Raw genomic sequence first — 11,759 nt, forward strand, 5'->3', positions numbered from 1 at the left:
CCTAGCTGCGCGGCGGATAGGGGTGCGACACGCCGTTCGGGTCCTCGACTTCTCCGCCCTGCGCCAGATAGTCCGGCCCGATCGGGACCTTGCCGTGGCCATCGGGTATGTCGAGCACGTAGGTCGGCTGGCATAGGCCCGAGAACCGGCCGCGCATCTCGCGCATCACCGCCCGGCCTTCTTCCACGCTGGTGCGCAGGTGGCCGGTGCCGGGCGCCAGGTCCCCTTGGTGCAGGTAGTAGGGCTTGATCCGCGTCTCGACGAAGGCCCGCATCAGGGCGCCGAGCACGGCCGGATCGTCGTTCACGCCCTTCAGAAGGACGGTTTGGCTGATCATCGGCAGGCCGGCGTCCACGAACTTGGCGCAGGCGGCGCGGACCTCGGCGGTCATCTCCCGGGGGTGATTGGCGTGCAGGGCAACATAGACCGCCTTGCCAGGGCACTTCAGCGCCTCGACCAGGTCGTCGGTGATCGCCTGCGGATCGACGGCCGGGACGCGGGTATGGAAGCGGACCACCTTCACATGGTCGATCTTGGCCAGCCGCTCCGTCAACTCAGCCAGTCGCCGCGGCGACAGCACCAGGGGATCGCCGCCGGTGACGATCACCTCCCAGATCTCGGGGTGCTCGGCCACATAGGCCAGCGCTGCGTCGAGCGCCTTGGGCGTCAGTGGCTTGAGGCCGTCGGGGCCGACCATTTCGCGCCGAAAGCAGAACCGGCAATAGACCGCGCAGGTGTGGGTGATCTTCAGCAGCACGCGGTCAGGGTAGCGATGGACGATCCCTTCGACCGGGCTGTGGGTGAAGTCACCGATCGGGTCGGCGCTCTCCAGATCGTTCATCTCCAACTCGGCCTCGGCGGGCAGGAACTGGCGAGCGATGGGGTCAGCGGGGTCGGCCGGATCGATCAGCTCGGCCAGGGCCGGAGTGATGGCCACCGCATACTGCGCCGCCACGCTTTCGAGGGCGGGCAGCCGCTCAGGCGCGATCAGGCCGGCGTCGGCTAGCGCTTGCGGGCTGCGCAGGGTGGAGGCGGCGGTCATGGCGCGCATATGGCCCATGCCGGGCCGTCCCGCAAATTCGGCGCGTTGGACGGCGCGGCGGCCTATAGCCCCGGCGTCGGTGCGAGCGGCGTCCAGAGCACCTGCTCGATGCGCTCCGCGCCCGTCGCCAGCATCACCAACCGGTCGAAGCCAAGAGCCGATCCGCAGGCGTCCGGCATGTGAGGCAGGGCGGCCAGGAAGTCCTCGTCTATGGGATAGCGCTCACCATAGACGCGGTCCTTCTCGTCCATCTCGGCTTCGAAACGTCGCCGTTGCTCCACGGGCTCGGTGAGCTCGCCGAAGGCGTTGGCGAGTTCGACGCCGCAGGCATAGAGCTCGAAACGCTCGGCCACCCTCGGATCGGCGGCCTTCGGACGCGCCAAGGCCGCTTCGCTGATCGGGTACTCGCAGAGAATGGTCGGTCGGCCCATGCCAAGCTTGGGTTCGATCCGCTCGACCAGCACCTTGCTGTAGATGTCGGCCCAGTTGTCGTCGTCCGACACTCGGACGCCGGCGCTCTTGGCGGCCGCAGCCAGCCCCTCGCGATCGGTGGAGCCTTCCGCTGACACGCTGGCCCACAGGTCGATGCCGGCGAACTGATCGAAGGCCTGGGCCAGGGTCACACGGTCCGGCTCCAGGAACGGATCGGCATCATGGCCGCGGAAGGTCAGCAGCCTGGCGCCGGCGCTCTCGGCCGCCAGAGCCATCAGGTTCGCGCAATCGGCCATCAGCGTCTCATAGGGGGCGCCGGCCCGATACCATTCCAGCAGGGTGAACTCGGGATGGTGCAAGGGACCGCGCTCGCGATTGCGCCATACCCTGGCGAAATCGAAGATCTGGGTTTCGCCCGCCGCCAGCAGCTTCTTGGCCGCGAACTCCGGCGAGGTGTGCAGGTAGAGCGGCGTGCGTTCGCCGCCCATACCGACTGCTTCGGTGGCGAAGGCGTGCAGGTGAGTCTCGTTGCCGGGCGAGACCTGCAGCGCCGCACACTCGACTTCCAAGAAGCCCTGCGCCTCGAACCAGTCGCGGAAGGCGCGCTTGATCGCATTGCGCGCCAGCAGGAAACCGCGACGCTCGGCGTGGAGGTCGGCGCGCCACCAGGAGGACGAAACAGGGCTCTGCAAGGCGGTTTCCCTCTGCGACGAAAACGAACATGTCTGGCGAACTGGCCGCCAATCGTATAGGTGCGCGACAAACCGCCGGCGTGCGGAATCGCGCGGGGCCGCTTTTCGGCTCCCCAATAGGTTCGAGGACTAACCACTTGACGAAGGTAGCTGCCAGCTCGCTCCGGAAAGGCGCCGTCGTAGACATGGACGGCAAGCTCTATGTCGTTCTGACGGCGGAGAACATCCACCCCGGCAAGGGCACGCCGGTGACCCAGCTCAACATGCGCCGCATCTCCGACGGCGTGAAGGTTTCCGAACGCTGGCGCACGACCGAGCAGGTCGAACGCGCCTTCGTCGACGACCGCAACTACAACTTCCTCTACCAGGACGGTGAGGGCTTCCACTTCATGCAGCCCGAAACCTACGACCAGGTCGTGGTGTCGGAAGACGTTGTCGGCGACAACGCGTCGTGGCTGCAGGATGGCATGACCGTCCAGCTCTCCACCCACGAAGGCGTTCCGATCGCCATGGAGCTGCCGCGTCTGGTGACCTTCGAGATCGCCGAGACCGAACCGGCGGTGAAGAACCAGACCGCTTCGTCCTCCTACAAGCCCGCCATCCTGACCAATGGCGCGCGCATCCTGGTGCCGCCGTACATCGCGGCCGGCACCCGCGTGGTCATCCTCACCGAGGACGGCTCCTATCAGGAACGCGCCAAGGACTAAGTCTGCTTATGCGCGGGTGTCAGGCGAACCGCTTGGCGCCCGCGACGCAGACCACGACGGCGAGCGTCACCGCCGCCATCGACCAGCCTACCGGCTCGTGCAGCAGGCTCGCCGCCAGGGCCAGGCCAAAGAACGGCTGCAGAAGCTGTAGTTGTCCGACCGCCGCCACGCCGCCCTCGGCCAGGCCGCGGTACCAGAAGATGAACCCGATCAGCATGCTGAACAGCGAGATGTAGGCCAGGCCCAGCCAGGCCGGCGCGCTCACGCCTATCAGCGTCGCCGGACGGGCGATCCAGCCGATTAGCAGCATAACGGGGAGGGCGATCACCAGCGCCCAGCAGATTACCTGCCAGCCGCCGAGTCGGCGCGAGAGTTGTCCGCCCTCCGCATAGCCCAGGCCGCAAACGATCACCGCGGCGATCATCAGGCTGTCGCCGACCGTCGAGGCCTCCGCGCCCCGCGTCAGGGCGAATCCGCCCACCAGGGCCGCGCCAAATCCGGCGAACAGCCAGAACGACGGCCTTGGTCGCTCGCCGCCTCGCATCACCGCGAAGATGGCGGTCGCCAGAGGCAGCAGGCCGATGAAGACGATCGAATGCGCCGAGGTGATGTGTTGCAGTGCGAACGCGGTCAGCAATGGAAAGCCCAACACCACGCCGGCGGCGATTATGGCCAGCGAGCCAAGGTCGCTTGCGTCCGGGCGCTTGGCGCGCAGGGCGAGCAGCAACGCCAGCGCCATCAGGGCGGCGATCGAGGCCCTGGCGGCGGTCAGGAACACCGGGTCGAAATCGGTTACGGCGACCCGCGTCGCCGGCAGTGATCCGCTGAAGATGAAGACCCCGAGAAATCCGTTGATCCAGCCGCTGGTCCTGACGTCCATCTCACGCTCCTTGTCGTGCGGCGGGTATCGCGGCGATGGGTTGGCCAATCCAGGCACAGTGCAGTACAATTACGCCAAACTGTATTGCTCATAGGGCCGGTACGGATGGCGCTTGAACACACCCTCGTTGAACGAACCATGTCCGAGGTCCGCCAACGGATCGCCCGCCGCGCCCTGGCGCCGGGCGCAAAGGCGCCGTCGATCCGCGCCTTCGCCACAGCGATGGGCGTATCCAAATCCACGGTGGTGGAAGCCTATGACCGTCTGGCGGCCGAGGGCGTGATCCAGCCTCGGCGCGGGTCCGGGTTCTATGTCGCCGGCCACACGCCGCCCTTGGCGCTTTCGGAGTTGGAGCCACGCCGCGATCGCTCCATCGATCCGTTGTGGGTTTCGCGCCAGTCTCTGGAGGCCGGCCCAGACGCCCTCAAGCCGGGCTGCGGCTGGTTGCCTGTCTCCTGGATGCCGGAGGAGGGGATACGCCGTGGTCTGCGGACCTTGGCCAGGGCCGACGCACAGAACCTCACCGACTACGGACCGCCGCTGGGCTCGCCGGCCCTGCGTCAGCTCCTGGCCCGGCGGATGGCCGAACACAGCGTCGAGGCTTCACCTAACCAGATCATGCTGACCGAGTCGGGCACCCAGGCCATCGACCTCGTCTGCCGCTTCCTGCTGGAACCGGGCGACACCGTGCTGGTCGACGATCCCTGCTACTTCAACTTCCACGCCATGCTGCGAGCGCACCGGGTGAAGGTTGTCGGCGTGCCCTGCACGCAGACCGGGCCCGATGTCGAGGCGTTCGCCGATGTCTTGGCAGAGCACTCGCCGCGGCTCTACATCACCAACTCCGGGCCGCAGAACCCTACCGGCGCCTCGCTGTCGCCGGTCACCGCCCATCGCATCTTGAAGCTCGCCGAACGCCACGACCTGCTGATCGTCGAGGACGACATCTATGCCGACTTCGAACACGAGCCGGCCCCGCGCCTAGCGGCGTTCGACGGGCTAGACCGCGTGATCAGCATCGGCAGTTTTTCCAAGACGCTCTCGGCCGCCGCCCGCTGCGGTTACATCGCCGCGCGGCCGGCCTGGATCGAGGGCTTGATCGACCTGAAGGTGGCGACCTCGTTCGGCGGCGGGCATCTGGCGGCCGAGCTGGTGTTGGCGATCCTCAAGGACGGCGGTCATCGCCGCTATCTCGACAGTCTGCGCGAGCGCCTGGCCAGGGCGCGGGGCGAGACCTCCGCCCGGCTCGTGGCGCTCGGGCTGACGCCCTGGACGCAGCCGACGGCCGGCATGTTCCTGTGGTGCGTACTGCCAGATGGCCTGGACTCCGGCGAGGTGGCCCAGCGTGCTTTGGCGCAAGGCGTGGTGCTGGCCCCCGGAAACGCTTTCAGCCTGTCGCAATCGGCCGGAAGCTACTTGCGGTTCAATGCGGCGCAGTCAGCCGATCCGCGTGTCTACGAGGTCCTCAGCTCGGCGATGGACGGAGCGGCCGCTCGCCGCCCAGCGGCCTAGGCTCTGGCTGTGTCTCGAGATCTTGGCCCGCCGTGGTTGGGGAAGGCGCAGCGGGCCGCCCTCACGCTGAAGGCGACCACCCGTGGAGCATCCCGAGGCGGCCAGTCGGTCTATGTCGTCCTGCTCCACGACAGCCGCCGCGCCGATCCCTGGGGCCTCTATGTAGGCCAGACTTCGCGTGATCCGGACCTGCGCTTCGACCAGCACAAGACCGGCTACAAGGCGAGCGGCGCGGCCCGCCGCTTCGGCGTGCGGCTATTGCCGGATCTCGTGGCGCACCTCAATCCGATGCGCCGCTGGGAGGCGCTGGACCTGGAAGCGGCGCTGGCGGAGGCGTTCCGCGCGGCGGGCGTGCCCTGGGTAGAAGGCGGGCACTGAGCGCGGATTTCAGTTTACCCGGCGGGCGCTGATGATCTTCACCGGCTTGGCCAGCATTTCGCCCTTCATCACCCCGACGCCAGCGGTCTGGGATGTGGGTTCGGCCAGGATCTTGCGCGCCGTGTCCATCCCCTCGACGACCTTGCCGAAGGCCGCGAAGCCCAGATTGTCGCCAGGCTGTTTCGGATCGGCGTCCATGTAGGTCATGTCGCCCAAGACGATGAAAAAGTCTGAGGTGGCCGTGCCGGGATTGGTCCGGCCCATCGAGATCACTCCATCGGTATGCGACAGGCCGGTCTTGGTGGTCGGTTCGTGGGCGATGGGCTTCAGGACCCGGGCCGGATCGTTCTGCACTCCGCCCTGGATCAGCCCGAACTCCGGCGCATTGGGCACCTTGGACGCCCGATAGAAGGTCGCCCCATCGAATCGCTTGCCGTCGACATAGCGCAGGAAGTTGCCGGCGGTGATCGGCGCCTTGTCTGGATAGAGCTCCAGGACGATCGGCCCATCGCCGGTCTCCAGCTTGACCCGAACCGGCGAGGCCGGAGCCTGGGCTACGGCCGGGGAGGCGGCGGTCGCGACCGCGGCGGCGAGGAACGTGCGGCGTTTGATGGGTCGGGGCTCGGACATGAGCCGAGCTTACCGTCGCGAGCCATGCTTGCAATCGGCCAAGACGAAGCGCCGCTCCCCAGCGGGGCGGGCGTCTCTACCAGTTGGAATGGAAATCCAAGGTGGCTCCCCGAGCAGGACTCGAACCTGCGACAAGTCGGTTAACAGCCGACTGCTCTACCAACTGAGCTATCGAGGATCACGTTGGAGGCGGCGATATACCCAGCCTTGGTCGGGTGTGCAATCAGCCACGATCAAAGTCGCTCCCGGAAGGGGGAAGAGTATCTCTACGGCTGAAGTGAAAATCCAAGGTGGCTCGCCGGGGTCGTCGAAGATGCGAACTACGAGTTCTCGATTTCGCTACTCCCAACTACGCCAATACTGCCCAAAATCCGCAAGCGTGACCGGGATCGCGCAGAAGCGCTACGCCTCGCCGGCGGCCCAAAACCCTCGCTGAGGGACCGCGCCGTTGCCTTGGCGAATGAGCGTGGCGTCGTGCGGACCCGCGATCTAACGGACATCGGCGTACCTCGCTGCTACCTGGCCCGCATGTGTGAAGAGGGGCTGCTTATAAAGGTTGGCTATGGCCAGTATCGCGCGGCCGATCGTCAGGCGGCCTGATGCATGGGGGACGCTCGCACGGCGCCAAGGAACCATGCCGCAACCAAAAGGAAAGTTTGAACCATTTTGGATGGAAATTCTGCAAACGCGTCGCAATAGCATTCTCTTCCTAGCCTCACTACATTCTTGTCAGCAGCTCCGCCGATCCGAGTCTGTTGTGCGCTCGGACAGTCAAAATCCGGCGCACAGTTCCCATATTGGGTGAGGCGGTTGCTGCTCGGCCGGGCACACATATTCCGGGGGTGCCATGACTGGAGGTAGCCGGAGTCACAGGAGGAGTTCCGGTCCCTGGAAGCACAAATCGAACTGAGACATCTGCGTTTTGCGGTCGCCGCTGCGCATTACCGCAGCTTTCGGCGAGCGGCTGAAGCTCTTGGGGTCAAGCAATCGACTCTGAGCCGCGGCATTTCGCAATTGGAAGAGCGTCTGGGGGTCGTGTTGTTCGAACGAACCAGCGGGGGCGTCCGGCTGACGACGGCTGGTGCAGAAATATTGCGAACGTCCCGTCATCTTGTCGAAACGGTCGATCATATGGCCGCGACCGCCAAGGCCATCGGCAGGGGCGAAGCCGGCAGTCTCACGGTGGGATTCTACACCTCTCTGTCGGCGGGGAACCTGCGGGCCAGCTTGATCGAGTATGCGTCGCGGTTTCCGAAGGTCGAAATCCAGACGTATGAAGGCGCACGCGCATGCCTGTTCGCCGGCGTCGATGCTGGCCGGCTCGATATCGCCATCGTGACGGGTGATCCGATCTCTCGCGAGGGGAAGGTCATGAGTCTTTGGAGCGAGCGCATCATGGTCGCGCTGCCCGAAGGTCACCGATTGGCGGGCAACAACATCGTCTATTGGACCGATCTGAAGGACGAGATCTTCCTTTTCAGCCAGCGTGATCCCGGGCCGGAGATCCAGGACATCTTGCTGGCGAAGCTCGCCGCGCCAGGCGAGCGGCCCAAGGTCATCAGTCACGATGTCACCCGCGAGAACATCAAGAGCCTCGTGGGAGCGGGCTTCGGCGTCAGCCTGATGTGCGAAGCCTGCGTAGGGGCCTCTTATACAGGCGTAGTCTACCGTGAGGCGCGGGACGGAATCGGCCCGAGCCGGATCAACTACGCGGCCTATTGGCAGCGCGACAACGACAATCCGGCGCTGGCGGGTTTCATCAACCTGCTGCAAGAGCGCTATCCCTCGCTGCCTGCAGGCGACTGACGCGGCCGGCGCGCCTTCGCGAAGCCGCGATCGGTGGCCATGAATCTCTCCACCATAGGGACGATCAACTTAGCCGGGTCACTTACCGGATGGCCGGTCTCGCGGGCCAAAATCTCCGCGTAAGCGACCAAGTCGCGATGAACGGTCGCTGGAAATTCGATCACGAGCTTGATCGGTTTGTCGTCGGCGACCACCCCGAGCTTCAGCTTTGCCATGTCAGCCTCCGTAGGGTTCGAGGACGAGGTCGCGGGTGACGATGACGCGAACGGGGAACCCGGGACGGATCGTCAAGGTCGGGGCGATGTTCAACTGGCGGCGAACGATCTGCTGACCGGCATCGTTGATGGTGTCCTGCCCGCCGTTGCGGATCGCCTGGATCAGGCGATCGTCGTCGTTGGTGGCGAGCTCGGCCCCGATGCTCAGCAGCGTGGACAAGCCCGCCGCTTTGGCCAGATCCCACCAGTGATAGTCGACGCCGTCCTGAAGGCCGGCATAACCTTCGGCATCAGCGCCAGGTTGACGCTCGAGCACGATTGAGCGGCCGTTCGGGAAAATCAGCCGGTTCCAGACCAGCAGCACGCGGTTTTGGCCGAACTGAACATTGTTGTCGTATTGGCCAATGATGCGGGTGCCCTGGGGGACAAGGAGGATGCGACCCGTCGGGCTGTCATAGAGGTTCTCTGTCACTTGCGCGGTGATCTGGCCCGGAAGATCGGAGCGGATGCCGGTGATGAGCGCGGCGGAGATCACGGCGCCCGCCTGCAGGATGTTCGGCGACGCCGGAGCCGCGATGCGATCGGGCGCGACGGTGCGCCGATCGGCGGCGGCGTTGAGGAAGGCGTTTTGCCGATCCTGGGCCGTCGGCGTCGCCGGAGGCGGCGCGAGACCGAGCCCGGTGAGATTCGGGATGGCCGGGGCTACGGCGCCAGTTGACGCCGCGGGCGCCGGACTGGCCGTGCGGGTCTCGGTCGCGGCGAACAGGCGCGCGGTTCGTGCCGACTCCAATTCTTGGAGCCGGCGTTGCTCCTCCGCGCTGAGGCCAGGATTGGGGGCGGCCACGCCTGGCGTGGGAACGGGTTGGCCTCTGTTCTGAGCGCCGAGCATCGGTCGGCCGAGGTCGCCGGGAAGTGGCGGGCCAAGCTGCGGCACACCGCTATAATCGCGCGGCAGACCGGCGATGCCGTCAGCGGTTGGACGGTTCTCGGTCGAGTAGAGTTCCTCGTTCGGACGACCGCCATCGCGAGTCTGAAGCGCATAGACGAGCGCGCCGCCGATCCCGACGCTGGCGAGTAGGCCTAGACCTGCCAGCACCTTCCGCGACAGGCGGGTGACGCGCGGCGGCTCCGCGCGCAGCCGCATTGGCGCGGGACCGGCAGGCTCGCCGGTCAGCGGCCGGGCCTCGTCGTCTGGCCCTTCGTCGTTCCGGGGCTCGGACTCGCTCACGATGCGGGCCTCCCGTCGGTGCGCACGATACGGACGCGCCTCTGGCGGTCACCGGAGCCAAAGCGCAGTTCGGCGGCCGCGAAGAGCCGGTCGACGATCATGTGATGGCCGCGAACGCGGTAGTTCACCAGCTCGGACGTATTGCCCTCGGGGCCGACGACAAAGAGCGGCGGCATCTCGCCCTGGCCGATGCCGCGCGGGAATTCGATGAAGACTTGGCGGCCGTCGTCGAAGGCGCGCAGCGGCCGCCAGGGCGCGCGGTCCCCATCGATCGCATAGCGGAAGTTGACGTTGGCGAGGTCGACGCCGGATGCGACCGGTTGCGCGGCCTGGGCCTCGGCGTTCTGCCGTCGCAGCGCGATGAGTTGATCCTGCGGATACTGCCAGGAGACCGAGGCCATGTAGGTCCGCTCGGTCGAACGCAGCTCCATATGGTAGGTGCGCAGGTTCGTGTTGATGACGAGGTTGGTCATCAAATCCGGACGGGTCGGCTTGACCAGGATGTGAACCTGCAACGTCGGCCCGGCGCCGCTCTGCGTGTCGCCGATGATCCAGCGCACCGTGTCGCCGGCTGCGACTGGCCCGGAGCCGACGAGCTGTTCGCCAGGCTGCAGCGCGATGTCAGTGATCTGCCCGACGGCGGTGTAGACCTGATAGAGGGCGCCTTGCGTGAACGGATAGACCTGCATCGAGTTGATGAAGCCGTTTCGCACGGGCTGGATGCGGGCCGCGGCGTTCGCCTGATTGACGCGTGCCGTCGGGTCGGTTGGTTCGGGTGTCGATCGGGACGGCTCGACGCGCTGCATTTGTCCGGGCAGCGGCAGCGGCCGCGGTATCTCGACGACGGTCACCGGCGCGGGCGGATCGACCGTCTGCACCGCTGGCGCGGCGTTGTCGTAGGAGATCTCCGGTGGCGGATTGGTGGTGGCGCAGCCGGCGAGCGCCGTCGTTGCCAGCATGAGGATCGGCAATGCTCTTCTGCGCAAAGCCGGGACTGCGGAAATGTGCGAAGCCGGGTTTCCGGCTTTACGGAAAGACGGCTTCATTGACCAAGCTCCCGTGACCAGTTGATTGCGTTGACGTAAATGCCGAGCGGGTTCGCCCTGAGCCGGTCGGCATTGCGCGGGACCTGGACGACGATCGTCAGGATCGCTGTCCAGCGTTCGGTCGTGGCGAGCTGGCCGTTCTCGTAACGACGTTCGATCCACGCGACGCGGAAGCTGTCCGGGGATGCGCGGATGACGCTGGAGACTTCGATGGCGATCTGCTGGCGGCCGACCTTGGTGAAGGGGTCGTTGGCGCGCGCATAGTCATTGAGCGCAGCCGCGCCCCGATCGGTCGTGAAGTCGTAGGCCCGCAGCCAGTTCTGCCGAACGATGATCGCGTCGGCGGGGATCGAGCGGACCTGCTCGATGAATCGCGCGAGGTGAAAGGCGATCTGGGGGTCGGTCGGGCGATAGTCGGCAACAGCCGGCGCCACGGCCTGGGCCTGGCCGAGCCGGTCGACCTGCACCACCCAGGGCACGATCGTGCCGCGCGCCGATTGCCAGACCAGCGCGGCGGCGAAGCCGGCCGATAGAATCAACGAGCCGAACGCCATGAGCCGCCAGTTCTTCGCCTGGACACGCGAGGCCCCGATGCGCTCGTCCCAGACCTGCGCAGCGCGCTGGTAAGGCGTCTCGGGTTCGATGGCTTTGCCGTAGTGGGTGGAAGGTCGTTTGAACATCAGCGGTCCCCTTCGGAGAGATTGACGGAGGAGCCGCCGCCATGGGCGTCGCCGGAGCGGACGGCGTGGGCAGTGGCCTGGACGGCGTGGGTCACCCGCTGCGAGCGGCGCATGCGCTTCGCCCAGTCCGGCGGCCCGCCCGCGGGTGAGGTGGCGGTTGAACCGCCACCGTCTCCGGCCGCGTCACCGCCGACCGAACCCATCGTCGAGGAACCGCCGGTGGCTTCGAACGCGGCCTTACCGCCGGCATCAAAGCTCGAGCGCATGCTGTCGGTGGCGCGAGAGGCGGCACGGCGGAACGGCGACACGGCCGCGCTACCGCCGGCTCGGGCGACGCCAGCGAGCCCCGATGCAACGCCGCTGGCGCCCGAATGGCCCGCGGCGCCGAGGCTGTAGGCTGTGGATGCTCCGCCAGCCATTGCGGCGCCGCCGCGGGCGGCTGCGGCAGCACCTCCGGCAAGGGCGGCACCGCCGGACGCGACCGCGCCGACCGCACCGGCGCCGGCGGCGA

13 protein-coding genes, 1 tRNA gene and 2 pseudogenes are annotated in these 11,759 nt (G+C 66.7%); 6 read left to right on the forward strand and 10 right to left on the reverse strand.

Annotated features, from left to right (window positions below; translation table 11 throughout):
- Position 1: 1 nt before the first annotated feature.
- Positions 2-1,042 (reverse strand): lysine-2,3-aminomutase-like protein, encoded by a 1,041-nt coding sequence (locus tag Q8M13_RS02865; RefSeq protein ID WP_305298122.1) that lies wholly within the window; start codon positions 1,040-1,042, stop codon positions 2-4.
- A gap of 62 nt (positions 1,043-1,104) precedes the next feature.
- Complete coding sequence (epmA, locus tag Q8M13_RS02870; RefSeq protein ID WP_305298107.1) at positions 1,105-2,166, reverse strand: EF-P lysine aminoacylase EpmA; 1,062 nt, start codon at positions 2,164-2,166, stop codon at positions 1,105-1,107.
- 137 nt (positions 2,167-2,303) lie between these two features.
- Between epmA and efp the strand changes: the two genes are divergently transcribed.
- A complete protein-coding gene (gene efp / locus Q8M13_RS02875) occupies positions 2,304-2,873 on the forward strand; it encodes an elongation factor P (protein WP_305298108.1) in 570 nt (189 codons plus the stop codon).
- Between the two features lie 19 nt (positions 2,874-2,892).
- On the opposite strand, the gene Q8M13_RS02880 is transcribed toward efp, so the two are convergent.
- A complete protein-coding gene (locus Q8M13_RS02880; RefSeq protein ID WP_305298109.1) occupies positions 2,893-3,753 on the reverse strand; it encodes a DMT family transporter in 861 nt (286 codons plus the stop codon).
- Between the two features lie 138 nt (positions 3,754-3,891).
- Here Q8M13_RS02880 and Q8M13_RS02885 point away from each other — a divergent pair, with 138 nt between their 5' ends.
- Together Q8M13_RS02885 and Q8M13_RS02890 are read left to right on the forward strand one after the other, a co-directional pair.
- Positions 3,892-5,265, forward strand: coding sequence for a PLP-dependent aminotransferase family protein (locus Q8M13_RS02885; protein WP_305298110.1), 1,374 nt, complete (start codon positions 3,892-3,894; stop codon positions 5,263-5,265).
- Between the two features lie 9 nt (positions 5,266-5,274).
- Positions 5,275-5,643 (forward strand): hypothetical protein, encoded by a 369-nt coding sequence (locus Q8M13_RS02890; protein ID WP_305298111.1) that lies wholly within the window; start codon positions 5,275-5,277, stop codon positions 5,641-5,643.
- Between the two features lie 9 nt (positions 5,644-5,652).
- Here Q8M13_RS02890 and Q8M13_RS02895 read toward each other — a convergent pair whose 3' ends face one another.
- Both Q8M13_RS02895 and Q8M13_RS02900 read right to left on the reverse strand, forming a co-directional pair.
- Positions 5,653-6,273: a peptidylprolyl isomerase gene (locus Q8M13_RS02895; RefSeq protein WP_305298112.1), complete on the reverse strand. Its 621-nt coding sequence runs from the start codon at positions 6,271-6,273 to the stop codon at positions 5,653-5,655.
- Between the two features lie 102 nt (positions 6,274-6,375).
- Positions 6,376-6,451 (reverse strand) — tRNA-Asn (locus Q8M13_RS02900).
- A gap of 275 nt (positions 6,452-6,726) precedes the next feature.
- Here Q8M13_RS02900 and Q8M13_RS02905 point away from each other — a divergent pair.
- The 3 genes and pseudogenes from Q8M13_RS02905 to Q8M13_RS02915 all read left to right on the forward strand — a co-directional run bounded on the left by Q8M13_RS02905 (position 6,727) and on the right by Q8M13_RS02915 (position 8,079).
- Positions 6,727-6,873 carry a type IV toxin-antitoxin system AbiEi family antitoxin domain-containing protein gene (locus Q8M13_RS02905; protein WP_305298113.1) on the forward strand — a complete coding sequence of 49 codons (147 nt, stop codon included), beginning with the start codon at positions 6,727-6,729 and terminating at the stop codon, positions 6,871-6,873.
- A gap of 315 nt (positions 6,874-7,188) precedes the next feature.
- Positions 7,189-7,296: pseudogene (locus Q8M13_RS20925) on the forward strand (LysR family transcriptional regulator); the annotation flags it as partial.
- A gap of 108 nt (positions 7,297-7,404) precedes the next feature.
- On the forward strand, positions 7,405-8,079 hold the full coding sequence (locus Q8M13_RS02915) for a LysR family substrate-binding domain-containing protein (RefSeq protein WP_305298115.1): 675 nt from the start codon (positions 7,405-7,407) through the stop codon (positions 8,077-8,079).
- On the opposite strand, the gene Q8M13_RS02920 is transcribed toward Q8M13_RS02915, so the two are convergent.
- From Q8M13_RS02920 to Q8M13_RS02940, 5 genes and pseudogenes are all read right to left on the reverse strand, one after another.
- Positions 8,052-8,294, reverse strand: coding sequence for a DUF2274 domain-containing protein (locus Q8M13_RS02920; RefSeq protein ID WP_305298116.1), 243 nt, complete (start codon positions 8,292-8,294; stop codon positions 8,052-8,054). The genes Q8M13_RS02915 and Q8M13_RS02920 overlap by 28 nt on opposite strands.
- A 1-nt stretch (position 8,295) precedes the next feature.
- Positions 8,296-9,522 carry a TrbI/VirB10 family protein gene (locus tag Q8M13_RS02925; RefSeq protein WP_305298117.1) on the reverse strand — a complete coding sequence of 409 codons (1,227 nt, stop codon included), beginning with the start codon at positions 9,520-9,522 and terminating at the stop codon, positions 8,296-8,298.
- Positions 9,519-10,568 carry a P-type conjugative transfer protein TrbG gene (gene trbG / locus Q8M13_RS02930; RefSeq protein WP_305298118.1) on the reverse strand — a complete coding sequence of 350 codons (1,050 nt, stop codon included), beginning with the start codon at positions 10,566-10,568 and terminating at the stop codon, positions 9,519-9,521. The genes Q8M13_RS02925 and trbG overlap by 4 nt, the downstream gene beginning before the upstream one ends.
- Positions 10,565-11,248 (reverse strand): conjugal transfer protein TrbF, encoded by a 684-nt coding sequence (gene trbF / locus Q8M13_RS02935; protein ID WP_305298119.1) that lies wholly within the window; start codon positions 11,246-11,248, stop codon positions 10,565-10,567. The genes trbG and trbF overlap by 4 nt, the downstream gene beginning before the upstream one ends.
- A pseudogene (locus Q8M13_RS02940) lies at positions 11,248-11,759 on the reverse strand (P-type conjugative transfer protein TrbL); the annotation flags it as partial. The gene trbF and the pseudogene Q8M13_RS02940, both read right to left, overlap by 1 nt.

It is taken from the genome of Phenylobacterium sp., assembly GCF_030681155.1.
Taxonomy (GTDB): domain Bacteria; phylum Pseudomonadota; class Alphaproteobacteria; order Caulobacterales; family Caulobacteraceae; genus Phenylobacterium.